Below are 24,346 nucleotides of genomic sequence, written 5' to 3'. Positions count from 1 at the left end.
GGCGGTACAGCGCTTCTTCGGGAGCTGGACTGGTTATGAAGGGGGCGGGTTTTTCTTTGCCACCGGCCGCGCGGGTCTGTCGTAATCAAGGTGCCGCATCACCGGTGTAACGAGAACGCCGTGGATGACGATTGAGACGAGAACCACACTGCAAACGGTCACCCAAACGATTGGCGTCCCCTCAAATTCTGCCTGACCAAGGGCATAGGCAACATAGTAGAATGAGCCGAGCCCACGGATGCCGAAGAATGCGATCGCCGCCTTTTCGGGTGAGGATGCTGGATACCCTGCCAGACTGATCCAGCCCGATAGCGGCCGGACAACGAAGAGGACCAGCGCGGTGACGGCGATGACTGGCCAGCTGAGCGCCCCAAAGATTGACCCTTCCGCAATGGCAGCCCCGAAGCACACCAACAAGATCATCATGGCCAACCGCTCAACCTGTTCGGCAAAGGTATGAAGGTTCTCATGGTAATTGTGCCGACGCTCTACTGACCTAAGAGCAAGTGCTGAAACGAACACAGCCAAGAAGCCGTAGCCGTTCGCCAACTCAGTGGTGCCGTAGGCAAGGCAGGTTATCCCCAACGCTACGAAGCCGTCTCGGGTTTCGGAGAGTCCGGTACGATTGGGCATTCGGAACACGAGAAAGCCCATGGCTTTTCCACCAACCCATCCAATTGCCACACCGGCTACGACCTTCCAAACGACGTCGATGAGAAACCAGTCCGCCAGAAATGGCCGCCCGCCAGAGGCTTGCGACAGGGCAATCGCAATAGCGAGATAGACAAACGGAAAGGCTGCGCCATCATTCAGGCCTGCCTCGGAGGTAAGGGCGAAGCGCACCTCATCTTCCTTCCCTGATTGCGGCGGCCCGACCTGCACATCGCTCGCCAGGACCGGATCTGTTGGGGCGAGAGCCGCGCCCAAAAGAAGCGCAGCAGCAACTCCCAGCCCCAGGACTGCCCAGCCGAGCAGAGCAATTCCCGTGATTGTCAACGGCATGGCGATGCCAAGCAGGCGCCATGTGGATCCCCAGGCCCCCCAACTGATCGGCCGGTCCAGCTTCAGCCCCGCACCCATTAGGGAGACAATGACCACAAACTCCGTGAGCCGTTCCGTGAGATGGCGGTTCTCCAGGGGATTGAAGCCAACGATTGGTGAGAATGGCGACAGGATCAGAAGGGCCCCAATCCCAATGCACACCATCGGCAGTGAAAGCGGAAGTTCCTTGAGGATAAGAGGCAGCCATGCAGTCAGAAGAACTACGACCCCAGAGACCGCTAGAAGCAGAAAATAGGAATCCACTATCGCGTAGGTCTCCTCCGCCCAGCCGATGCGTCTGTGGTAACCTCTATCCTATGGCCAAGCGAACCGGCAAATTGTTCCGGAACATACGACTGGCTTGTGCCTCCGAGATGATTCCCCGCTTGAACTTCGTCGTTGGGTCGGTCGCATAGAGGCCCAGAACTGGCTCGCAGGTTACAATCACCCTTACCGGATCGATCCTGGGATGGTCAGTGTTGGCGTGACCTGCAGTTGTCAAGCCGGGTAATTGTAATTAGCCGGCATCACGATGGTGTCTTGCGCTTCACGGCGGATCACTTCAACTTGCGCGGCTCCATCCGGACAGAAGCGCGCCTTGTCGACAATCAGTGGATGACGCCCGCTGCACCGTCACATTGCGATTAGCGAGACTGACGGCAACACGAAGCGAGCTGCGGCTCGAACCGCGCAGCCGCTGTGACAGCGCAGAATACGGTTGGCGATAACATTGCCAGCTTAAGACAGACATGTGAACCGACATACCGGGCCCTTGACGACAAGAACGACTGCGCATGACAAGCTGGGATGCGCACGACTTCGCTGGATAGTGGAGCAGGGCACGGCAGCCGCTAGGTACCCTCTGCTGCACCATGCGACCTTTAGACGAAATCAACGAGTCGGAACAATTACCAGCGCCGCAGGTTCCGCATTTGTTACACCCTGCAATACAAGGAGAGTGCGATGACACACGCGAGGATGATCTCAACCGCGGTTGCATTGGCGTTGGCGCCCGCGATGACGATCAGCGGCGTGTTCGTCACAACGCCGGCATCGTGGGCACAAACCCCGACCGCCTATATGGGAACCCTGACCTGCGTGCTTTCTCCCGCCTCGGAGGAGCCGTTCGGAATTGAGCGGGAGTTGTCCTGCGATTTCGAACCGGTCAGGGCTCCGCGCGCAAACCTCCGGGGCATCGTTAAGCGGCTTGGGGCATCCGTACCGGATCAGGGCCAGATCGTAATGGTTTGGACCGTGTTCGGCCCCTCGGTGGACACCCCCGCCAGCCATCTCCAAGGACGCTATGTAGGATCCATGGGCACCGAGTCAGAGTATGGCCTGGTCGGTGGAGCGCAATCGTCAATCCGCCTCAAACCGCTCACCGCTGCCCCCGATTCGTCAATGCCGCCCTGTCGATCCTCGAACTCGAACTCAGCGTGATGAGGGCCTAGAGGATGAGCTGAACGATGACACGTTCGGTGGACGCGGTGACCAGCCGACGCGCTCGTGAACAGGGCCGCGGCCGGCAGGCGGCCGGCCCATCGCGAATACCACTTGCCGGTTGGAAGGATGTGCTGTGGCGGGTGGCTCGCGAGAGCAGTGAGGATCGCTTGATGCTGATCGCGGCGGGTGTCACCTATTATTTGCTGCTTGCGCTTTTTCCGACCCTCGCGGCTTTCGTCTCGCTTTACGGCTTTGTGGCCAACCCGCAGACGATTGCCGACCATATCTCTTTTCTGGGCCAACTGTTTCCCTCAGGTGGCATGGACATCATCCGCGGCCAGCTTCAATCGCTCGCCGATCAGGATACCAATGCGCTAAGCGTCGGGTTAGTCGCCGGACTCGCCATCGCGCTGTGGAGCGCCAATAACGGGGTCAAAGCCGCCTTTCAGGCGATGAATATTGCTCATGAAGAAGAGGAAAAGCGCAGCCTGGTTCGGCTGCATCTTGTCACATTCTCATTCACCATCGGCTCGATGCTCGTCGGCATCCTGTTCCTGGTCTCAGTGGGGGTAGTGCCGGCCGTGCTCGGTTTCCTGAACCTCGGCCGGTGGGCGGAGACTCTCGTCAACCTGCTGCGCTGGCCGGTCCTGCTAGTCGTTATCGCCACAGCGATTTCGCTAATCTACCGCTTTGGTCCAAGCCGTGAGCGCCCACAATGGCGGTGGCTCACTTGGGGCTCCGGAATTGCAACGGTGGTTTGGGTAGCCTCGTCGATGGCATTCTCGTTCTACCTGGAGAACTTCGCCAACTACAACGCGACCTACGGTACCCTTGGCGCTCTAATCGGCTTCATGGTCTGGGTCTGGATTTCCGTCATGATCCTGCTCTTTGGAGCCGAACTCAACGCCGAGCTGGAACACCAGACCGCAAAGGACACCACGACCGGAGAGCCGCAGCCGCTCGGATCGCGTGGTGCGAGGATGGCCGACACGATCGGCAGGTCATCGACCGAGAAGCCATGACTCATGTCAGCGATGCGCGGCAGCCTTGCCGTCGAGGCTGGTGAAGGCGAACGGATTGAGGAACTGGCGGCCCCAGAAATGTTTTGCGATCGGTTTCGCCGAGATCAGCCTCGGCGCAAACCGCATCTCAGTTTTCCCCGATGCAGGGCAGCTGCGCTTCGACAAGGTCATGGCCTCATCGTCAGGGACCAGAAAGTGATGCGCGGCCTCAAGACACGATGCGATGCGCCTCATGTGACGGTCATTTGCTATGTAATAGAACAGGAATAGAGGGCGACACGCCAACCATGGCCGGGCTTGCCCCCTTCCATCAGCCCGATCGGATGATCGGGGGCGCCAGTCTGATCCAACTTCTGGAGTCCCGAAATCTGTGAAGCGGACCTTCATGTCGGCTTCGTTGTACGATCGGGAGGAGGTCGATAGCCGAAGGCAGCTTACGCCTTCTGGTGTACCAACAGCTGGCGGTGTGAAATTGGCCTCATTGTTGAAACTCAGAGTGCTTACATCTGTTCAAGCTCGGGCGGGATTAAGTTAGCAATCGCAACAGAAGCGACGGTGAACTGAGGGAATCCGCCAGCTAAGAGGCCGACGAATCCGAGTGCCAAGGCTCCAACAAGCCCGTAGCTCTGCCAATCGGTATAAGCTCCACGACGATCGCCGACGTAATGATCGAAACTACAGTTAGGGGAACAACATGGCCTTAGGAAACTCGGCAGACCAGGTTTTGGTGGTTGGCGCCGGTCCCGTTGGACTGACCATGGCTGGGGAACTGGCGCGGCACCGCGTGCGCTGCCGGCTGATCGATCGCGCGACTGCGCCATCACCCTTCTGTCGCGCCATCGGCGTCACGCCCCGCACGCTCGAAGGGTGGGAAGATATGGGTATCGCCAGGCCGATGATCGATCGCGGGCTGTGGCTGACCGGCCTGCGATCGGTGATCGCCGACCAGCCGCCGCTGGACGTGGCGGGGCAGCCGCTCGGCCTGCCGTTTTCGCAGCTCGGCCTGCCGCAATACGAGACTGAACGTGTGTTGACGGAGCATCTTGCAGGCTTCAGCGTCACGATCGAGCGCGGCTGCGAACTTACCGCGCTCAGCCAGAATGGTGAAGACGTGACGGTGACCATCCGGAAGTCGGATGGATCGACAGAGGAGGCGCGCTTCACCTACGTCATCGGCTGCGACGGCGCGCACAGCGCGGTGCGCAAGGCGCTCGGGATCGATTTCGAGGGTGACGCCTATCCCTGGCCGTTCATGCTGGGCGACGTGCATATCGGCTGGGACCTGCCCTATGGCATGGCGTTCCGTGTGGTGCGCCCGATCGAGGGCGGTCCGCTGGACATGTTCATCGCGATCCCGCTGCCCGAGCCGGGACGCTACCGCGTCTCCATGCTCGCTCCGCCTTCCCTGGTCCCGACCGGCGGCACCGACCACGGCATACAGGCAGAGTTGAAGGGACCTTCGCTGTCCGACTTGCAAACCATCGCCGACGACCTGCTGCCCGGTAAGCCGAAACTGTCGGATCTGCGCTGGTCCTCGATCTTCCGCATCAGTATGCGGCTGGCAGCACGCTACAGGCAAGACCGGGTCTTCATCGCCGGCGACGCCGCACACATCCATCCGCCGACTGGCGGGCAGGGGATGAACACCGGTATCCAGGACGCCTACAACCTCGCCTGGAAGCTGGCGCTGGTCGTGCGCGGCGAAGGGAAAGCCGAATTGCTGGACAGCTACGATGCGGAGCGCCAGCCGGTCGGCGCTGAAGTGCTCATGCGCACCCAGGCGGCGAGTGAGAATTACGGGCGCGAGAAGCGCAAGGCGCCGGACCGAATGGCCGACACGCAGATCCTAGTCTCGTATCGCGGCTCGCCGCTGGTCGGCGATGAGGCGTCGGTGGAAATGGCGGGGCCGGCGGCGGGGGATCGCGCGCCCGACGTGCAGGGACTGCAGCGGGAGGGGCTCGGTTTTCCGCTGCGGCTGTTCGACGTGCTGAAAGGCACTAGGCACGTGCTGCTGCTGCGGGTAGCCGATGGCGAGGCGGATGACGCCATCGCTTTCGCCAAGGCCTTCCGCGAACAATGGGAACCGTTCGTACGCGTGGCAGCGATCGCCAGAACGCAGCTGCCGGGCACGCCCTATCTGGCTGGGCTCTTGGACGCTGAGGGCGGCTTCGTTGACGCCTATGGAAGCGACGCGCGCGCCATCTTGGTGCGGCCGGACGGCTATATCGCATGGCGCGGACCATCTTGGCGGGCGCCCGGCCTCACCGGCTATCTGGAACGCGTCTTGTCCATCTAACTTGTTCGACCGTGCGAGATGTCGCGTCATCGGCACCGTTGAGGGAGGGTGCTGTCTACTTTGCAAGATCAGCCAGATGCACGCCCTTTGCACACTGAGGCTGACAAGGGAGTTCGGCGAGGAATTTCGAACATGAAGGTGCGGGCCGGGAAAGGATAATTCCGTTTCCTATGGACGTTCCGACTGCCGGACTTCCATGGCCAGTACGTTGCACTTGGACGTTTTGTTTAGGTATCAATGCGGCCTTGGGGAGTTTCACGCATAAGCTCGTTGCAATCTGGGCCTGGAATTGGGTGCATCGTGACGACATCATCGGACAGGCTTTCGGCAATTTCTGCCGCTTGATCGATCAACTCGATTGGCAAGAACGCTTGGGCGACCAGAGACCTCACCCGCGGGAGCGGACGACCTGTACCCACGCTCCAACAAGTGCTTCGGCGTCCCTCCGCATTGCCACATCCGCCGCCTCGGCCTCCGCGACGAGCGTCTCCTTGTCGAATCCGAGCGTCGCGAGTTCCGCGGCGTTCCATTCGCGCACGTTCTCGGCACTCATCTCGGGATGGAACTGCGTACCCCACGCGACCGGTCCGAGGCGGAACGCCTGGAACTCGCACGCCTCGCTTGACGCTAGGAGCACCGCCCCGCGGGGAAGTACGGTGATGCGATCAACGTGGCTCTCGATGAAAGCGGTCTCCTTCGGCACAGCTGAGAAGACCGGGTCGTTCTCGGCGTCAGCTGTGAGCCTTATGCGGGTCGACCCCTTCTCGGGTACTCCCGTGTTCGCAGCGACCGTGCCGCCGCCCACATGCGCGAGCATTTGTCCGCCGAGGCAGATCCCCAGCAAAGGTGTTCCCCGCGCGAGTGCCGCTCGCGTGAGATCCGCCTCACCCGCGAGCCAGGGACCGCGCGCGACGTCGTCGGGCATGTATCCCCCACCGAGGAGCACTAGTCCGTCGTAATCATCGAGATCGTCGGGCGTCGGAGAGCCGCTCACGGCACCGATGCGCACGTTGAATTCGACATCGCGCCCGAGGAGCCACGGCACAAGAAGACCCGGCTTGGAGCCGGTGCTGTTAACGAGGATGAGGACGCGAGTCATGAGAAGATTTCCATGAGCGTGGAGTACGCGGCGATCGTGGGCATCGAGGACATGCATTGAAGTCCGTCGCACTGCAACCGTGATCAGGCAACAACCTTGTCATCCATAGGAACCCTACATCCGCTGCACGGCACTCCGACCCCTGACGCCTTGGGCTCGCAGTTTCATTTCGTTTCATCCAGGAGCTTCAGACGCTCAGTGCTGGGGACGTCCGATTTCATCTCCATTCGACGTGCTATGCGCGTCGAAAGAACAATGAGCGAAATGGTCCGCTCTACCCCTTGAAGCGTTCCGATCTCATCGATAACCCGATCCAGCTCGACAATCGATGGGGCTGCTATGATAGCTATCAGGTCGAAGGAGCCACTAACCGAGTGGAGCGTCGTAACTGCCTGGACGCGCTCCAAGGCCGCAACGACTTGCGCCAAGGTTTTCGGTGCGATCGTTATGAGGACATGTGCCTGGATCAGGCCTGACGCGTATAGTTCGGACAATCTGACGCCGTAGCCGGCAATCACGCCCTCATGCTCCAGCCGTTCTAGCCTCGCTTGCACCGTCGTGCGAGACAACGACAGCTTCTTCGCCAATGTCGAGACAGGCATGCGGGCGTTCGCTCCGAGCAGCGCCAGCAGTTCCCAATCCTTCCCGGTGAGCCGTATCGCCATCTCGTCAACCTGCCGAGAACTATCGTCAAACTGACCAATCTCAAGCTGACAACTGAATATTCCGCCGCTATAAATCGTCACCCGCCTCCATACACTCCGAAACTTGCAGCTGCAAAGGGGTCAGCATGAAGCAGGTGGCGGTAATCGGCGCAGGCAAGATAGGCGGGGCTATAGCCTCGATGCTGGCGCAAACCGGAGACTACGCGGTGCTCGTGACGGACCGCAGCGCGGAGCAGTTGGAGAAGATCGAACGCCACCCTGCGGTAAGCACTGCGGACGTCGACATCACCGATCGTGAGGGCCTGCTGGCCTGCCTCGGAGGCAAGTTCGCCGTGCTCTCGGCGGCGCCGTTCTCGCTGACGGGCAGAATCGCTGAAGCTGCCCGTAAGGCCGGTATCCACTATCTCGACCTTACCGAGGACGTCGCCACCACGAAGAAAGTAGAAGAGTTGGCAAAGGGCGCCGATATCGCCTTCATTCCCCAGTGCGGCTTGGCTCCAGGTTTCATTTCCATCGTCGCCAACGACCTTGCGGCGCGATTCGACAGGCTCGACAGCGTGCGCATGCGTGTGGGCGCGCTACCGCAATATCCGTCCAACGCGCTGAACTACAATCTCACCTGGAGCACCGACGGGCTCATCAACGAGTACATCGAGCACTGCGAGGCCATCGTCGAAGGCAAATTGGTGACCGTGCCGGCGCTGGAAGAGCGAGAAGAGTTCTCGCTCGATGGCGTGACGTACGAAGCCTTCAACACGTCGGGCGGGCTCGGCACTTTAGCGAAGACCCTTGAGGGCCGCGTCCGCACCATGAACTACCGCACCATCCGCTATCCCGGCCATCAGGCTATCATCAAGGCATTGCTGAACGACCTGAACCTCCGGAACCGCCGCGATGTGCTGAAGGATCTGTTCGAGAACGCCCTTCCATCGACCATGCAGGATGTTGTGGTGGTGTTCGTCACCGTCTGCGGGTGGCGCGACGGCCGCTATCTTCAGGAGACATATGCCAACAAGATCTACGCTGGCCTTGTTGCGGGCAGGCGCATGAGCGCGATACAGATAACGACGGCGGCCGGCATCGCCACCGTCGTCGACCTGCTTGCCCAAGGAAAGCTGGCGGCCAGGGGTTTCGTGCGCCAGGAGGAAATCGCGCTTTCGGATTTCCTCGGCAACCGGTTTGGCCGTGTTTACGATCCCAATTCGATGCACGCACAACAGGCGACCACAGCATTGGAAACGGCAAGCCTGGTCCATTGACACGCCGTCTTCAGCAAATCTATCTCCGGGCAGCTCTTGAAGAGCTGAATCGGAAAGCGGTCTGACGAGCGGCGCCTGCGTGATGAGCGTGATTTGAGAATGGGGATAGCGCGGCACTTCGGCCTTGGCGTAGGGCGGCTGGCGCCGGGCCACAATAACGCAATTACCGACGTGCCGGGTGTCCTGGTCGGCCATAAGACGATCCTCGCCGATGGGCTGGCGACAGGTGTCACGGCCGTACTGCCACATGGCGACGACCTCTTCAAATCCAAGGTCAGGGCGGCAGTCGAGATCATCAATGGCTTCGGCAAGTCTGCGGGTCTCATGCAACTGGCCGAACTGGGTGCGATCGAAACGCCGATCCTTCTGACCAACACATTCTCGGTCGCGCCATGCGTTGAAGCGCTGATCAAGAGGGCCATCGCCGCCAATCCGGAGATCGGCCGCGAAACCAGCACAGTCAATCCTGTCGTGTGCGAATGCAACGATGGCAGCATCAACGATATTCAGGCGATGGCGGTTGCCCGGCAGGACGCCGAGGCCGCGTTGGATGCCGCGAGCGTCGGACCGGTCGAGCAGGGCAGCATCGGCGCCGGGGCGGGGATGACGTCTTTCGGCTTCAAGGCCGGCATCGGAAGCTCATCCCGGCATGTGAAGATCGAGGATCGCGGCTTCACGCTCGGCGCCCTGGTCCTGTCGAACTTCGGCAGAGCAGGGGATCTCATCCTCCCCGATGGGCGCATGGCCGATCCGAAAGGGCTCAGCCCGCCTGAAAGCGGGTCGATCATCATCATTCTCGGCACCGACATCCCGCTCGGCGACCGGCAGCTTAACCGCGTTGCGCGCCGGGCCGGCGCCGGCATCGCCCGCCTTGGTTCGTACTGGGGGCACGGCAGCGGCGACATTGCCATCGCCTTCACGACCGCCGATCCCTTGCCGCATGTCCCCTCTTCGCCGTTCAGCTCGATGGCGCGTCTCGATGACAGACACATCGACCCCGTTTTCGAAGCCGTCGTGGAAGCCACGGCCGAAGCCGTGCTGAACGCAATGTGCGCGGCAGAAAGCGTGGTCGGGCGAAATGGCCGCAGATTTCCGGCCTTGAGCGAATGGTTGAGGGAACGAGGATGAGAGTTTTCATTTCGGCCGATATCGAAGGCACGGCAGGTATCCTGTCCTGGGATGAGGCGGAAAGAACTCATGCCGACCATAAGGAATTCCGCGAACTGATGACGGCGGAGGTCCTGGCCGCCTGCGACGGCGCGCAGGCAGCCGGTGCGACCGAAATCGTGATCAAGGATGCGCATGACAGCGGGCGCAACCTCATTCTCGAGCATATGCCGCCCTTTGTGCGCATCGTGAGGGGCTGGTCCGGGCATCCGGACGCAATGATGTTCGGCATCGACAAAAGCTTCGATGCCGCGCTCTATACGGGCTATCATTCCAAGGCCGGCGCGGAGGACAACCCGCTCGCCCATACATCGACATTGCGTATTTCCCGCCTGACCCTGAACGGGGAGACGGCCTCCGAATTCACGTTGAATGCACTGTGCGCCGCGCGGTATGGTGTTCGGTCGGCATTTCTTTCCGGCGATGAAGGCATTTGCGCAGACGCCAGAGCCCTCGTTCCGGGGATAGCCACAGTCGAGACCTCCAAGGGAGTCGGCGCAGCCACCATCTCTCTTGCGCCGGCGGCGGCGCGAGCCGCCATACGGGAAGCCGTCGAAAGGGCGCTGTGTGACGGGGCGCAGCAGGCTGTGCCCCGGATTCCGGAAAGAATCGAGATCGTCATCGAATTCAGCAATCCCGTCGATGCCTACCGTGCCTCATGGTACCCAGGCGTTCGCCGGGACGGGGCGCGTGCCGTCGCCTTTGTATCGGACGAGTACTTTGAAATCTTGCGAGCCTACCGCTTTATGAAGAGCTGAGGCCTTTCGCCAGTCCCTTTGATGCCTGCCAGAGCGCTTCCACCATGGCGCTGCTGGTCTTTTCCGAGCTGCGGTACAGCCGGATCTCGAGATCGAGCGTCCAGATGCAGTCGTTTGAGCAGGCGGCGAGACGACCATTGGAAATGTCTTCCTCGACTAGGCTTTCCGGAAGCCAGCAGATGCCCGCACCCATCAGCGCCAACTCCTTGAGACCTGCACTGATCGTGCTTTCATGCACCGTCTGGCGTCGGAACGGCGAGTGCTTCGCGAAAAGGTTTCCGAGCGCGACGCCAAAGAAAGAGCTGTAACCGTAGCCCAGATAGGGCAGGGCGAGCTTCGCCGTATCCGGATTGTCCAGAATGCCTGCTGCAGGCGCGGCCGATTTGTCGAGACGAAATTCCGGCGCCGCAACGGGGATGAGCCGGTCCGATCCGATCGTCAGATAGGCAAATTTCTCGCGATCGAGGTGAAATGGCACTTCGCGATGTGCATAGGTCAGGAAGAAGTCGGCTTCGCCGTCCGTCAGCGCAGCAAGGTTCGCTTCGATGCCGCCCCTGTCGGCGATGAAGGACGTGCCAAACTTGTGAGTGTTCCGCTGCAACTCCCGCAGCCAGACCGGAAAGAAGGTGATGGTCAATGTATGGAGGGCCGCAAAGCGTATGAGCCCCTGCTCCGCGGGCGGGCGCAGCGATTCGCGCACCGAATAAAACATCCTGATTGCATCTTGCGCCATCACCAGAAAGTTGCGCCCGGCCGGCGTCAGTTCGGCGGGCATGGTGGCTCGACTAATGAGTGGCGCCCCGACCCATGTCTCCAACTGCTTGATGCGTCGGCTGAAGGCGGGCTGGGTGACATTGCGGACTTCAGCCGCCCGCGAAAAGCTCGACGTTTCCGCAAGCGTCACAAAATCCTCGAGCCATTTGATTTCCATGCCGCCTCCCTTGCGGTTGCCATCGGTCGGGCCAGACGCGGCAATATCCATACAATTGCTGTGTTATGCAAATTTTGCATGGGAGAGTGCGAAAAGCGAATTGGCCATGCGGCTACGGACATCCCAACGTAGGCAAAACGAACAGCTCGCAACGGAAGCGGGCATTCGGGAGGGCAACAGTTTCGAATTTCCACGTCGACCGGCCGGAGCCTCAATACGCTGCCGACGCAAAGACGATTGCGCGGCTTATCGGTGACGGCAGGGCGGCATTCGTGACCAGGGCAGAAAAGAAAAGAAAGTATGAACTCCACGAACCAGGCCGATCTCGTTCTGCATGGCGGCAAAATCTGGATCGGCTACGGCAATCCGGTCGCTGAGGCGATTGCGGTCCTTGGCAACAAGGTGTTGGCCAGCGGCTCGAACGCCGACATCGAGGCGCTGATCGGCCCGGGGACGAAGGTCATCGATCTGGCCGGGCGCTTTGCCATGCCTGGCCTGAACGATGCACATCTGCATTTGATCTCGACAGGGCTGCTGCGCGGCAAGGTCGACGCCACACCCGACGCCGCGCCGACTCGCGCCGCGCTGTTGGCCGCATTGCAGGTACGTGCGGCCAAAACGCCAAAAGGCAGATGGGTCATGGCACGCGGATTTGACCAGACCCGCTATCCAGACGGCCTGATGCCCACCATACAGGAACTCGACGCCGCTCTGCCCGATCATCCGGTTTCGGTCACGCGGGCCTGTGGGCATGTCGCGGTCGTGAATTCGCCGGCGCTGGCGCTGGCCGGAATCGATATCGACACGCCCGATCCCGATGGCGGCCTGATCGGGCGGGAGAACGGAAAACTGACCGGAATGCTGGCGGAGAATGCTCTAGACCTCGTTCGCAAGGTTCAGCCGACGCCTTCTCTCGCCGAGATCGTCGACGCCATCGAAGCGGGCGGCCGGCACCTTTTGCAGTTCGGCATCACCTCCTGCATGGATGCGGCTGTCGGTCAGGTCGACGGCATGACCGAAATCGAGGCCTATCACCAAGCCGAGAGAAGCGGCCGCCTGCCGGTCCGCGTCTGGGCGACGCTGCTGGGCGATCCCGGTTCGTCCATCGTCGAGCCCTGCCATGCCGCTGGCTTCGTCACCGGGGTCGGCAGCGACATGTTCCGCATCGGCGGAGTGAAGGTGTTCACCGACGGCTCGGCCGGCGGACGTACCGCATGGATGCGCCGACCCTACGTGGGACAGCCCAACAATTTCGGAGTTCGGATGCTGTCGGATGACCAGCTGTTCGAACTGGTCGACCGCTATACCGCGATGGGCTACACCATGGTCTGCCACGGCATCGGCGACGCTGCCATCGATCAACTCGTGCGCGCCTACGAGCGCGTGCGCGTCGCTGATCCGAATCACAAGCGCCGTCACCGGATCGAGCATTGCGGCTATGTCGACGATGCGCTCAACCGGCGGATGCTTGAGGCGGGCATTCTGCCCGCGTCGCAGCAGGCCTTCATCTACGATTTCGGCGACGCCTACGTTACGGTTCTCGGACCCGAGCGCGGGCTCTCCTCCTATCCGATCGCCACCTGGGACCGCCTGGGAATGAAGTCGTCCACCGGCAGCGATTCGCCGGTCTGTTCGCCCAATCCCTTCCCGGACCTATACGCCATGCTGACGCGCAAGACCCACAAGGGCACGGTGATGGACGCTTCCGAGATATTGACGCCTGAACAGGCCCTACGCGCCTATACGGAAAATGGCGCCTATTCCCAGGACGCGGAAAGAGTGAAGGGCCGGCTGGAGCCTGGAATGCTGGCGGACATCGCCGTGTTCTCGAACGATCTGCTGACGGCCGAGCCCGAAACGATCCTGCATGACACGCACTGCGAGATGACGATTCTGGATGGGCGTATCGTCCATGACAGAGGCTGAGGCGGGGCGCCTGGCACGCCCGGTCCTGGAGCGAAAATGAAGGACGAACCCACAGGGAGGAACACAAAGATGTTGACCAGACTTGGCTTGATAGCGGCGCTTGCGCTTGGAACAGCGACCGCCGCGCTGGCGCAGGACGCCACGCCGAAGGACGGCGGGAGATTCGTGTTCGCCGCGCCTTACGGCAATTCCATCACTTCGCTCGACATCACGGCGACGCCGCATACGCAGGACGAGATCGTCGCCAAGGCGATCAACCGATCCCTCTACAAATGGAACCCGGAGACCGGCAAGCCCGAGCTCGACCTCGCGGAATCGGTCGACACGTCGGACGACGGCAAGACCTATACCTACAAGCTCAAGGAAGCGACCTTCCACAATGGCGACAAGCTCGACGCCGATGACGTGATCTGGTCCTACAACCGCCTGGCCGATCCCAAGAAGGCGCTGCCGGGCGCCGAGCAGATGCTGCAGATCGAAGGCGTCGCCGAATTCCAGGGAGGCAAGGCCGACCATATTTCCGGGCTGAAGAAGATCGACGACAGGACCATCCAGATCACCTTCATCAATCTGGCCAATCCCGGCTGGAACCTGATGTCGAACTTCGCGCCGATCTATTCCAAGGACTATCCCGAAGATCAGCTTGCCTCCAAGCCGAACGGCCTCGGCCCGTTCAAGCTCGTCAACTACGTTCCGGGCTCGAAGGTCGAAATGGTCAAGTTCGACGACTATTATGAAGAGGGCAAGCCTCATCTCGACAAGCTCGACATCATGCTGATGGGCGAAGCAGCGGCTCGCGACGTGGCCTTTCGCAATGGCGAAATCGACGCCAGCATTCTCGGGCCCGTGCAATATGAAGCCTATGGCCAGGATCCGGCGCTGAAGGATCACATTCTCGAGGTGGCCGAGGTCTACACCCGTAATATCGGCTTCAATCCGAAGATCGAGGCGTTCAAGGACAAGCGCGTCCGTCAGGCGATCAACTACGCGATCGACAAGGACCTGATCGTGAAGAAGCTGGCGAAGAACAAGGCCTATCCCGCAGTGTCCTGGCTGCCGATTTCATCGCCGGCCTTCGACAAGGATGCCAAGCCCTATCCTTATGATCCGGAAAAAGCCAAGGAACTGCTGAAGGAAGCGGGATACGAGACCGGCCTGAAGTTCTCGGTGACCGCCACGCCGAACGAAAGCTGGGGCGTTCCGATCGTCGAGGCGATCATACCGATGCTGGCCAAGGTGGGCGTCACGGTGACGACGGATCCGGTGGACGGCTCGGTTCTGTCGGACAAGATCCTGTCCGACAATTTCGAGGCCTATATCTGGTCGAACTCGTCCGGTCCGGATCCGCTGAAATACCTGACCTGCTTCTATTCGAAGACCCCGCAGAACGCCTGCAACTACGTCAAGTTCTCCAATGCCGATTTCGACAAGCTGATCGATCAGGCGGGCAACGAAACCGACCCGGCAAAACAGAACGATCGGCTGAGGCAGGCGAACAACCTGCTGCAGGAAGAAGCGCCGATCTGGTTCTTCAACTACAACAAGGCCGTGATGGCCTACCAGCCGTGGGTCCACGGGCTGAAGCCGAACGGTGCGGAACTGGCGATCCAAGACTACGAAGACATCTGGATCGACGACACCGCGCCCGCATCGCGCAATTAGCGAAATGACATAGCGGGCGGGACCGGTTGCACGGTTCCGCCCGCCGCACGGCGCCCGCCCATTGGAGGCAGAACCCGCTTATGTTGCGCTTTATCATCCGTCGCACGCTGCAGATGATTCCGACCCTGCTGGCGGTCATCATCGTCATCTTCGTCATATTCAGCGTCGTCCCCGGTTCGTTCATAACGAGCCTGATGGCGGAGGGGCGCAACGTCATGAATGCGGATGTCCTGGCGCATCTGAATGAACAGTTCGGGCTGGACAAGCCTCTGCTGGTCCGCTTGTGGGACTATCTGTGGGGGCTGGCGCATTTCGACCTTGGAATTTCCTACCGGACACGCTCGCCGGTGTGGGATGTGATCGAGCCGCGGCTCTGGCCGTCCATAAAGCTCGCGCTGGCGGCGATGGCGCTCGCCGCGGCGATCGGCATCCCGCTGGGATTTCTCGCCGCGCTGAAGCCAGGCAGCATCTTCGACACCGGCACGATGATGATGGCGGTTTCCGGCCTGTCCCTTCCCGAGTTCTGGTTCGGCCTGCTTCTGATGTATGTCTTCGCGCTGCAACTCGGCCTGCTGCCCAGCTTCGGTTATCAGGCCGGAAGTATCGAATACATCATATTGCCGGCCATCGCGCTCGGCGTATCGCCGATGGCGCTCCTGGCCAGAACCACCCGGGCCGGCGTCCTGGACGTGATGAACGCCGATTTCGTGCGCACGGCGCGCGCCAAGGGTGTGTCCGAGCCGCGCCTGGTGCGCGCCCATGTCACCCGCAACGTGCTGGTGCTGATCCTGACCACGCTCGGCCTGCAGATCGGCTCGCTCATGGGGCAGGCGATCGTCATCGAGAAGCTGTTTTCCTGGCCGGGGATCGGATCGCTCCTGGTCGACAGCGTGTCGACGCGCGACATTCCCGTGGTTCAGGGCACGGTCATCGTCATCGTGTTGTGGTTCCTTGTCATCAACATGCTGGTCGACGTCGCCTATGCCGCCATCGATCCGCGCATCAAGGTGACTTGATTCATGCGGTTGCGCTTCAACTTCATCTTCGGGCTGGCGCTGGCGCTGCTCGTTGTCGCCGCCGCGCTCAGCGCCGGCTGGATCGCACCCTACGATCCAGTGTTCGACGCGGACCTGATGAATTCCGAAATGCCGCCAAGCTGGGACCATTGGCTGGGCACCGACGGGCAGGGCCGCGACGTCTTTTCCCGCGTCCTCTACGGCGCGCGGGTGTCGCTCACCGTCGGTCTGGTCTCGCAATTGATCAACTCGATCATCGGCACGGCGCTCGGCGTTTCGGCCGGCTATTTCGGCGGCTGGTGGGACGATCTCGTGAACGGGCTGACGAACGTCATGCTGGCGATCCCGTCCCTGGTTTTCGCGCTCGCCATCATGGCGGTGCTGGGGCCGGGCCTGCCGAGCCTCCTGATTGCGCTCGGCCTGACCAACTGGTCCTGGACCTGCCGCATCGCCCGCAGTTCTACGCTCTCGCTCAAGAACCAGGGTTTTGTGCAGGCGGCGCGGGCGGCCGGCTTTGACGACACGAACATCATGCGCACGCAGATATTGCCGAATATCCTCGGCCCCGTCCTGGTCATCGCGACGCTCGGGATCGGCGGCGCGGTTCTGGCCGAGGCAGCGCTGTCCTTTCTCGGCGTCGGCATCCGACCGCCGCAGCCGAGTTGGGGCAACATGCTTACCGACGCACGTGAGTTGATCCGTACCGCGCCCTGGGCCTCCATCTTTCCCGGGCTGGCGATCTTCATCACGGTCCTTGGCTTCAACCTGCTGGGTGACGGGCTGCGCGACATGCTCGACCCTCATATGAGGACCCGGAAGGCATGAGCAGTACTCTTCCCGATCCCGTCCTCTCCGTCCGTAACCTGCATATCGGCATCGGCAGGCACAACGAACTCCTTCACGACGTGTCTTTCGACATCCTGCCAGGGGAAACCTACGGGCTTGTGGGAGAATCCGGCTCCGGGAAAAGCATCACCGGGCTGTCGGTGATGGGGCTGCTGAAGCGCCCGCTGGAAGTTACGGGCGGCTCAATCATTTTCCAGGGCCAGGACGTCCTGAAGCTCGGCAGCCGTGCAAGGCGCCGCCTGCGCGGCGACCGCATGGCGATGGTGTTTCAGGAGCCGATGACGGCGCTCAATCCGCTGGCGACGATCGGCCGGCAGATCGCCGAAATGTTCGTCGTCCACCGCGGCATGGGGTGGCCGGAAGCGCGCCGGAAAGCCGTCGAGGCGCTGGAAAGCGTTCGGGTGCCGTCGCCCGAGGAGCGCGCGCGGTCCTACCCTCACCAACTCTCCGGGGGGATGCGCCAGCGCGTCATGATCGCGATTGCACTGGCCTGTCGCCCCGACCTGCTGATCGCGGACGAGCCGACCACCGCGCTCGATGTCACGGTACAGGCGGGCGTGCTGGAATTGATCGCCGAGCTTTGCACGGCCGAGGGAACAGCCGTGCTGCTCGTCAGCCATGACCTCGGAGTGATTGCCAATATGTGCCGGCGCGTCGGTGTCATGGATCAAGGTCGACTAGTCGAGGAACAGGATACGCGGACTCTGTTCGAAAATCCGCTTCATCCCTATACCCGCGGCCTGCTCGCGGCGCGCCCGCGCCTGGGTTCGCGAACGCTCGCCGGACGCGGCCGTCTGGCCGAACTCGATCAGGTCGTGGCCAGTGAGGAGCGGGGGCGTGACGCGCCGACGCTGACTACGCCGCGCGGTTTCCGTATGGGGGCAACCGCATGAACCCGCCTTTGCTGGAAATCCGCGACCTCAACGTCCACTTTCCCTTGCCGCGCCAGTCGCTGCTCGGGCGAAAACGGACGCTCCGCGCCGTCCAGGGCGTAAACCTGACCCTGAACGAAGGGGAGTGCCTGTCCATCGTCGGTGAGTCCGGCTGCGGCAAATCCACCACCGCGCTGACCGTGATGGGCCTGCAGGAGCCGACCTCGGGAGAAATCCTGTTTCGGGGCAAGCCGTTGACGGGGGCCGCAGCGCCCGGGCGCAAGGATCGCGCGCGCATCGCCCAGATGGTCTTCCAGGATCCCTATGCATCGCTCAATCCGCGCCAGACCATCGGCCGCATGCTGTCTGCGCAGCTTGCGCTGCACGGGATCGCCAAGGGACGCGAGGCCGGCGAACGTGTCGCTGACATGCTGAGGCGTGTCGGCCTGACGCCGGATCACGCCGAACGTTACCCGCATGAATTCTCCGGCGGGCAGCGGCAGCGGATCGGCATCGCGCGGGCCCTGATGCTGGATCCCAAGATCCTGGTGCTGGACGAACCGGTGTCGGCCCTGGATGTCTCCATCCAGGCGCAGATAATCAACCTCTTGATGGACCTGCAGGAAACGCTCGGTCTGAGCTACATCATGATCTCTCACGATCTGAGCGTGGTCGAGCACGTCAGCGATCGTGTCGCGGTCATGTATTTCGGTCGCGTGGTGGAAGAGGGCGACTGGCATTCGATCTTCAGCCGCCCGACGCACCCCTATACGCGCCGCCTGATCGGCTCGGTTCCCGATCCCGATGCGATCCTGACCGGCGCGCGCGGCTTGCCGGATGCAGCACCTATTCCCGACGCGTCGCGCTTCTCGCCCGATATTTCACGCCGTCCGGACCCTGACGAACAATCAGAGCCGAGCGCGCTTGTCCAGATCGGCGAGAGCCACCGTGTCCGCCTCGCCTAATAAGCCTGCAATAGCAATAAGAGACTGCCGATGCCATTTGCCGTTCTCACCGCCGAATTCATGCACGAGAGCAATACGTTCTCGCGCTTTCGCACCGACCTGCCCCAGTTTCAGGTGGATGCGTTGTTCTACGGCGACGACGCGATCCGCGCCCGGCGCAACGCGAACACTGAGTTGGCCGGCTTCATGGACGTGGCCGAGTCCGCCGGCTGGAACGTCATCCATGCGATCTCGGGCCATGCCGTACCCGGCGGACGGGTGACGAGGGCGGCCTACGACCACATCGCCGGCGTCATTCTGGAGGCGGCAAGATCGCACAAGGGCCGGCTCGACGGTGTGCTTCTCGGCCTTCACGGTTCGATGGTGCCCGACTTCTGCGATGACGGGGAAGGCTATCTGCTCGGCCTTTTGCGGGCGGATCTCGGAGCGGACATTCCCATCGCGGTGACGCTCGACCTGCATGCGATGGTGTCCGAGGACATGGTCCGGCATGCGCAGATCTTCGTCTCTTACAAGACCTATCCGCACGTCGACATGCGCGAGATCGGCGCGCGTGCCGCCCGCATCCTGGATCGTGCGATGAAGGGCGAGATCGCGCCGCGTACCGTCAGGGCGCATGTGCCGATGCTGGACGAGGTGAATTCCGGCCGCACCGACATTCCCGAGACTCTCGCGCTTTACGACCGCGCCCGCCAGGCCGAGGCTCAAGGGCTGCTCGCGGTCTCCGTCAATTCGGGTTTCACCGGGGCGGATGTCTCCTGTGTAGGCCCCACGGTTCTAGCGACCTATGACAGAAACGCTCCCGGTGCCGAAGCAGCCGCCCGGCATGTGACGGAGGAACTCGCGGACCGGATCTGGCAGGGGCGTACGAAAAAGCGCACCGTTTTCTTCGAGGTCGACGATGCCGCCGCCGAGGCGCTTGCCTGGGAGGGTGACAGGCCGCTCGTCATCGCCGACTACGCCGACAATCCGGGCGCCGGCTCCTACGGCGACTCGACCGCGCTGCTCAAAGGCCTGCTCGATGCGGGCGTGAAGGGCGCTGTGTTTTCGCCGATGGTCGACGCCGAGGCGGCAGCGGAACTGCATCGTCGCAAGCAAGGTGACACCGTGACGGTCACCATCGGCGGCAAGGGCGCGCCGGATTCGGCGGAGGCCCGCTGACGGTCACGGGCGTGATCCGCGGACTTTCGGACGGCGCCTATGTCGGCGACGGACAGATCCAAGGGGGACTCGCGCACAGCTTCGGGCCGACCGCCGTAATCGACGTCGACGGGATCGAGGTCCTGGTCGTTTCGGAGTCGCAACAGATGGTCGACCTGCAGCAATTGCGCGCCTTTGGCATCGAACCGAGGGAGCGCCGGGTGCTCGCCTTGAAGTCGATGCAGCATTTTCGCGCAGCCTTCGAGCCGATCGTGGGCAAGGTCATCGTCTGCGATGCGGGCGCGCTGGCGACACCGCGGGCGGAGCGGCGTCCCTATATCCGCGTGCCGCGCCCGCTCTGGCCGCTCGACAGGGATTTCGAGCGGCAGGGGCGGCCCGAGGCGTGACCTTCACGCGCGGCAGCCGATTAGCTTCGAGTTGGCGGCACATAGCTGCCGATCGAGTTGCGGGCTAGGTCAGTCGGCTTTGGTGAAGGGTTTCGGGTGCCGGCAGGCGTACGAAAGCCTCTCATGCAGGAACTCGCGGGCCACAGGCGATGTCTATGGGGATTTTGATCTGCGGCTGATGTCGGCGATGGCGCGACCGCCCCCGGGAGGCGCAAGGGTGGATGCGAACAGCCCGCTTCGTAGCGCCTCGGCGCGGTGTTGTCGGCCCGGCACTGGTCCGGACACTCTCCTGTTGTTCCGGCACATTGCTCCTGATAAACAACGTCGGTTTCGCTGCGCTCGGTCTTGCTCATATCTCGCAATCGCCCGTCGGTGAGGATGGACAGCGGCCGCAGCGCGCCCTCCTTCATAGCGACCAGCCGAACGTCCGCTGCTAGCCAAACGCCTAATTACCATCCGAGATACGGGACGCACCTTCCTACACGGCATCGCCCTCAAGAAGGCCGTAACGGCCGCGCGCCGATGGATCGTTCGCGCAATTGCTTGGCAAGGAAGTCCACAAACAGGCGGACCTTGGCCGACAGATTGTGCCGTTCCGGATAGACGGCATAGATATCGGCATCGGCATGGGCGTAACGCGGCAGAACGAGACGCAATCTGTCCTCGCTCACATGGTGTGCGATGTCCCATTCCGAGCGAAGCATGATGCCGTGGCCGTCCAGCACCCATTTCAGCGCGATCTCGCCGTCATTGCTGCTGAGCGTTCCGCTCACCTTGACGGATTCGGTGTCGCCCCTGCGCTGGAATCGCCAGACATCGTAGGTCTCCCGGTCTTGCCGCAGCACGATGCAATTGTGATTGGCAAGATCCTCGAGCTGCTTCGGCGACCCGTATTTGGCAAGATAGCTCGGAGCAGCGCAGAGAAACCTGCGGTCTCGCAGCAGCTTTTTGGCGTTCAGACGCGAATTCGGCAGATCGCCGAAGCGTATGCCGAGATCGAAGCCTTCCTCGACGAGGTTCAGGGCATCGGTCAGGACCAACTGCACCTCTAGGTCGGGGTAGAGATGCGCGAACGCCGACACGACGGCGGCGACATGCTCCCGGCCGAAGCCGAAAGTGGCGTTGACGCGCAGCAATCCTTTCGGGTTTTCCCGCGCTGTCGCGATGCTGCCTTCCAGTTCTTCGATATCGCGCAGGATGCGGATCGCGCTGGTGAGATAGCCTTCGCCCTCGCCGGTCAGGCTGACGCGGCGCGTGGTGCGGTGAAGGAGCCGCACGCCTAAGCGGTCCTCGAGCTTGGCGAGCCTCTTGCTCACTGCCGGCGGCGAGAGACCTAGCTCGAGTGCGGCTGCCGAAAGGTTTCCCTTCCGGGCCAGAAGAACAAAGAATGCAAGGTCGCTTTCATATGCCATTATGAACCCCGACGACATAATGAAATGAGAAATCAGAAATTATAGTCGCTGCGGGGAAAAACTAAAGTGGGTGCTCTGGCAGCACAGGCTGGCCGTCTGAGAGGATCGGGCGCCGATCTCGTGTTGCAGGGAGGAAGCAGCTTCTGGCCGATGGTGGCCGGAGGTGGAAGTCGGATCGTGCGCGAAGTTGCGGTTCGAAGCAGAGAAAGACGTGGAGGAAAAATGCGCAAACTCGCTTTCGCGGCCGCTTTGGCGACTGTTGCCCTGATGACGCCGGCGGCAGCTGAATATCCCGAAAAGCCCATCAACTATATAATTGCCTTCAACGCTGGCGGCGAGTCCGACATCTCGGCGCGCTTCCAGCAGCCATTCTTCGAAAAATATGCCGGCCAGCAGGCCGTCATCCAGTACATGGCAGGCGCGGGGGGCGCGCAGGCCTGGTCGCAGCTCAATTCCATGCAAGGGGACGGCTATACGATCATGGGGACCAATCTGCCCCACACGATCCTGCAGCCGATCGAGAAGGACGTCGGCTATGAGACCGACGACCTGACGCATGTCCATTTCTCCATTATACGCCTGACGCGATCTTCGTGCCGGCGGCAAGCGAGTTCCAGACGCTGCAGGACTTGATCGACCACGCCAAGGCGAATCCGGGTTTGGTGACTTTCAGCGGATCGGGCTCAAACACGTCGAACCATCTTGCCCAGCAGCGCTTCGACGAGATGACGGGCGTGACAACGACCTATGTGCCGTTCAGCGGAACGGGGCCTGCCGTGACTGCCATCCTCGGCAGCCAGACGATGGCGGGTTTCAATTATGTGACCTCGGGGGTCAACAACAGCGAAGGCATGCGCATGCTCGCCGTCGCGTCGGAAGAGCGCGTTAAGGCGTTTCCGGACGTTCCCACTTTCAAGGAAATCGGCATCGATCTTGTCGGCGGCGCCTATCGCGGCGTTGCGGTTCCCAAATCCACGCCTGAGGAAATCCGGGTCAAGCTCTCGGAGATCATCAGCCAGATCAATGCCGACCCGGAATTCGTCAAGCAGATGGAAGGCGCCGGATTTGTCCTGACCGACATCGCTTACGAGGACATGCCAACCGCTGATCAGGCAAGCCTCCGCCATGGAAATCCTCAACTACCTGCTGGCTAGTGACCGCCATGGGGCACGACGCGCCGCGTCGGGCCACAGGATTTGGTCACGGAAGAGGGCATGCAGCACCTTGGCCGCATCCATCGGCGTACCGATCAGGCAACCGTGATAGACCCATCGCGGATCGTAGGTCCGAACAGCAGGCCAAAACATGTCTCCAAAGTCCGAAGGCTTCGTCGCAAACCTAGCTGAAGATGCCTGCGAAGGCTCAACCACCAACTCCCGAAGGGCTGCTGCCAAACTCAGACCCGTGGCCTCTTCAATGGCGTTCCGGATAAACATGTAACCGATGTTGCTGTAGGTCCAGCCTGTCCCAGGCGGAAAGTCGAGCCGATCCACACCCACGGCTTCAAAGAGATGTTGGCGGGACTAGGGAACGTCGTTTCGGGCAACGGCATCGCGGTAGGCCTTCAGCAAACCATAATCGGGTAACCCCGCTCTATGTTGTAGGAGATGCCGGAGCGTGTAAGGCTTGCCTGGCCGAGATGCGTCCAGATCGAGCCGTCCCTCCTCGACCAGACGGAGGGCACAAATCGCCAGCACCGTCTTGGTGAGCTCCACCACGGAAACAGGCCAGAAGCTGACCCGGCAGAGCCTTTAACGCCGTCGTCCCTGATCCAAGCTGAATGGAATATCCTTTTCGGCATGTAGCGAGGATTACGACCTGCGCGTCAGGAATCAAAGCTCTGCTTCAGGGGTCGACTCGAGCCATTGCGGGAAGGGCCGCTTTTGAGTCCCGCTATGAGTGTGGCGAAATGGCGCAACCGCAACCTCCAGCATGGTCGCTGGCGATGTCTGCTTTCAGGAACCGGCAAAGCTGATCGCTACGGCCGATCGTGGGCGTATAGCAGTCGTCTAGCGGCGGAGCTGCCGACGGCGCTCTTGGCGTATAGCTGGCCTGACCACGCAAGATTTTGAGCCACCGGCTGGTGCGGCACACTACCCCTGATGTCATTTTGATTGCTGGCCGCAAATGAAACTGCGAGATTGCAGTCCCTCGGCCATGTGCAGGAAGGCGTTATCTTTATGCCAATTGATAGGGTGGAGCGGCGGCTCGTTGTGCTTATGGCCGCCGACATCGTTGCATATTCACGTCTGATCGAAACCGATGAGACGCGAACCCTCAATGCGATCAGGGTCCTTCGCTCGAAGGTCATAGACCCCTTGATCGCTGGCCATGGAGGCCGCACCGTCAAACTGATGGCTATGCCAACAGCAGCCGTTTTGACTGTCCATGGAAAGCGGTCGTTCGCCCGATGTTCATT

At 61.6% G+C, this 24,346-nt stretch carries 20 protein-coding genes and 2 pseudogenes; 16 read left to right on the top strand and 6 right to left on the bottom strand.

From position 1 onward, the window contains the following. Positions 1–33: 33 nt before the first annotated feature. Positions 34–1,305: a cation:proton antiporter gene (locus tag ABVK50_RS18815; protein WP_353645130.1), complete on the bottom strand. Its 1,272-nt coding sequence runs from the start codon at positions 1,303–1,305 to the stop codon at positions 34–36. Between the two features lie 699 nt (positions 1,306–2,004). On the opposite strand from ABVK50_RS18815, the gene ABVK50_RS18810 reads away from it, so the two are divergent. The 3 genes from ABVK50_RS18810 (at position 2,005) to ABVK50_RS18800 (ending at position 5,802) form a co-directional block, all read left to right on the top strand. Next, positions 2,005–2,481, top strand: a complete 477-nt coding sequence (locus tag ABVK50_RS18810; RefSeq protein ID WP_353645131.1) for a DUF992 domain-containing protein — start codon at positions 2,005–2,007, stop codon at positions 2,479–2,481. A 26-nt stretch (positions 2,482–2,507) separates the two neighbouring features. Continuing rightward, the gene (locus ABVK50_RS18805; RefSeq protein ID WP_353645132.1) at positions 2,508–3,506 is read left to right on the top strand and encodes a YihY/virulence factor BrkB family protein; all 999 of its coding nucleotides are present in this window, start codon (positions 2,508–2,510) and stop codon (positions 3,504–3,506) included. Positions 3,507–4,200: 694 nt separating this feature from the next. Then, positions 4,201–5,802: an FAD-dependent monooxygenase gene (locus ABVK50_RS18800; RefSeq protein ID WP_353645133.1), complete on the top strand. Its 1,602-nt coding sequence runs from the start codon at positions 4,201–4,203 to the stop codon at positions 5,800–5,802. Between the two features lie 388 nt (positions 5,803–6,190). Here ABVK50_RS18800 and ABVK50_RS18795 read toward each other — a convergent pair whose 3' ends face one another. Further along, positions 6,191–6,901 carry a type 1 glutamine amidotransferase gene (locus tag ABVK50_RS18795; protein ID WP_353645134.1) on the bottom strand — a complete coding sequence of 237 codons (711 nt, stop codon included), beginning with the start codon at positions 6,899–6,901 and terminating at the stop codon, positions 6,191–6,193. A gap of 230 nt (positions 6,902–7,131) precedes the next feature. Next, positions 7,132–7,560: pseudogene (locus ABVK50_RS18790) on the bottom strand (Lrp/AsnC family transcriptional regulator); the annotation flags it as partial. Positions 7,561–7,691: 131 nt separating this feature from the next. Here ABVK50_RS18790 and ABVK50_RS18785 point away from each other — a divergent pair. The 3 genes from ABVK50_RS18785 (at position 7,692) to ABVK50_RS18775 (ending at position 10,750) form a co-directional block, all read left to right on the top strand. Further along, positions 7,692–8,825, top strand: a complete 1,134-nt coding sequence (locus ABVK50_RS18785; protein ID WP_353645135.1) for a saccharopine dehydrogenase family protein — start codon at positions 7,692–7,694, stop codon at positions 8,823–8,825. 99 nt (positions 8,826–8,924) lie between these two features. Then, complete coding sequence (locus ABVK50_RS18780; RefSeq protein ID WP_353645136.1) at positions 8,925–9,953, top strand: P1 family peptidase; 1,029 nt, start codon at positions 8,925–8,927, stop codon at positions 9,951–9,953. Then, a complete protein-coding gene (locus ABVK50_RS18775) occupies positions 9,950–10,750 on the top strand; it encodes a M55 family metallopeptidase (RefSeq protein WP_353645137.1) in 801 nt (266 codons plus the stop codon). The genes ABVK50_RS18780 and ABVK50_RS18775 overlap by 4 nt, the downstream gene beginning before the upstream one ends. Here the strand turns inward: ABVK50_RS18775 and ABVK50_RS18770 are convergent. Continuing rightward, on the bottom strand, positions 10,737–11,681 hold the full coding sequence (locus ABVK50_RS18770; protein WP_353645138.1) for a LysR family transcriptional regulator: 945 nt from the start codon (positions 11,679–11,681) through the stop codon (positions 10,737–10,739). The genes ABVK50_RS18775 and ABVK50_RS18770 overlap by 14 nt on opposite strands. 300 nt (positions 11,682–11,981) lie before the next feature. Here ABVK50_RS18770 and ABVK50_RS18765 point away from each other — a divergent pair, with 300 nt between their 5' ends. The 8 genes from ABVK50_RS18765 (at position 11,982) to ABVK50_RS18730 (ending at position 20,515) form a co-directional block, all read left to right on the top strand. Continuing rightward, positions 11,982–13,607, top strand: a complete 1,626-nt coding sequence (locus tag ABVK50_RS18765; protein WP_353645139.1) for an amidohydrolase — start codon at positions 11,982–11,984, stop codon at positions 13,605–13,607. A gap of 69 nt (positions 13,608–13,676) precedes the next feature. Beyond that, positions 13,677–15,269, top strand: coding sequence for an ABC transporter substrate-binding protein (locus ABVK50_RS18760; RefSeq protein WP_353645140.1), 1,593 nt, complete (start codon positions 13,677–13,679; stop codon positions 15,267–15,269). Between the two features lie 80 nt (positions 15,270–15,349). Further along, a complete protein-coding gene (locus tag ABVK50_RS18755) occupies positions 15,350–16,285 on the top strand; it encodes an ABC transporter permease (protein WP_353645141.1) in 936 nt (311 codons plus the stop codon). 3 nt (positions 16,286–16,288) lie between these two features. Next, the gene (locus ABVK50_RS18750; protein WP_353645142.1) at positions 16,289–17,110 is read left to right on the top strand and encodes an ABC transporter permease; all 822 of its coding nucleotides are present in this window, start codon (positions 16,289–16,291) and stop codon (positions 17,108–17,110) included. After that, a complete protein-coding gene (locus ABVK50_RS18745; RefSeq protein WP_353645143.1) occupies positions 17,107–18,024 on the top strand; it encodes an ABC transporter ATP-binding protein in 918 nt (305 codons plus the stop codon). Before ABVK50_RS18750 ends, ABVK50_RS18745 begins: the two co-directional genes overlap by 4 nt. Then, positions 18,021–18,968, top strand: a complete 948-nt coding sequence (locus ABVK50_RS18740; RefSeq protein ID WP_353645144.1) for an ATP-binding cassette domain-containing protein — start codon at positions 18,021–18,023, stop codon at positions 18,966–18,968. Before ABVK50_RS18745 ends, ABVK50_RS18740 begins: the two co-directional genes overlap by 4 nt. A 30-nt stretch (positions 18,969–18,998) precedes the next feature. Then, on the top strand, positions 18,999–20,129 hold the full coding sequence (locus ABVK50_RS18735) for a M81 family metallopeptidase (RefSeq protein ID WP_353645145.1): 1,131 nt from the start codon (positions 18,999–19,001) through the stop codon (positions 20,127–20,129). A gap of 11 nt (positions 20,130–20,140) precedes the next feature. Then, positions 20,141–20,515 carry an MlrC C-terminal domain-containing protein gene (locus ABVK50_RS18730; protein WP_353645146.1) on the top strand — a complete coding sequence of 125 codons (375 nt, stop codon included), beginning with the start codon at positions 20,141–20,143 and terminating at the stop codon, positions 20,513–20,515. A gap of 494 nt (positions 20,516–21,009) precedes the next feature. On the opposite strand, the gene ABVK50_RS18725 is transcribed toward ABVK50_RS18730, so the two are convergent. Further along, positions 21,010–21,927: a LysR family transcriptional regulator gene (locus ABVK50_RS18725; protein ID WP_353645147.1), complete on the bottom strand. Its 918-nt coding sequence runs from the start codon at positions 21,925–21,927 to the stop codon at positions 21,010–21,012. 222 nt (positions 21,928–22,149) lie between these two features. On the opposite strand from ABVK50_RS18725, the gene ABVK50_RS18720 reads away from it, so the two are divergent. Both ABVK50_RS18720 and ABVK50_RS18715 read left to right on the top strand, forming a co-directional pair. Further along, positions 22,150–22,560 carry a hypothetical protein gene (locus ABVK50_RS18720; protein WP_353645148.1) on the top strand — a complete coding sequence of 137 codons (411 nt, stop codon included), beginning with the start codon at positions 22,150–22,152 and terminating at the stop codon, positions 22,558–22,560. Continuing rightward, positions 22,521–23,081, top strand: a complete 561-nt coding sequence (locus ABVK50_RS18715; protein ID WP_353645149.1) for a tripartite tricarboxylate transporter substrate binding protein — start codon at positions 22,521–22,523, stop codon at positions 23,079–23,081. The genes ABVK50_RS18720 and ABVK50_RS18715 overlap by 40 nt, the downstream gene beginning before the upstream one ends. Here the strand turns inward: ABVK50_RS18715 and ABVK50_RS18710 are convergent. Further along, positions 23,067–23,624: pseudogene (locus ABVK50_RS18710) on the bottom strand (serine hydrolase domain-containing protein). The gene ABVK50_RS18715 and the pseudogene ABVK50_RS18710 sit on opposite strands and share 15 nt — an antisense overlap. Positions 23,625–24,346: the final 722 nt, after the last annotated feature.

The sequence above is a fragment of the Mesorhizobium sp. WSM2240 genome, assembly GCF_040438645.1.
Classification (GTDB): domain Bacteria; phylum Pseudomonadota; class Alphaproteobacteria; order Rhizobiales; family Rhizobiaceae; genus Allomesorhizobium.
Note: the sequence above shows the minus strand (reverse complement) of the source record. Positions and strands in the feature narration are given on the sequence as shown.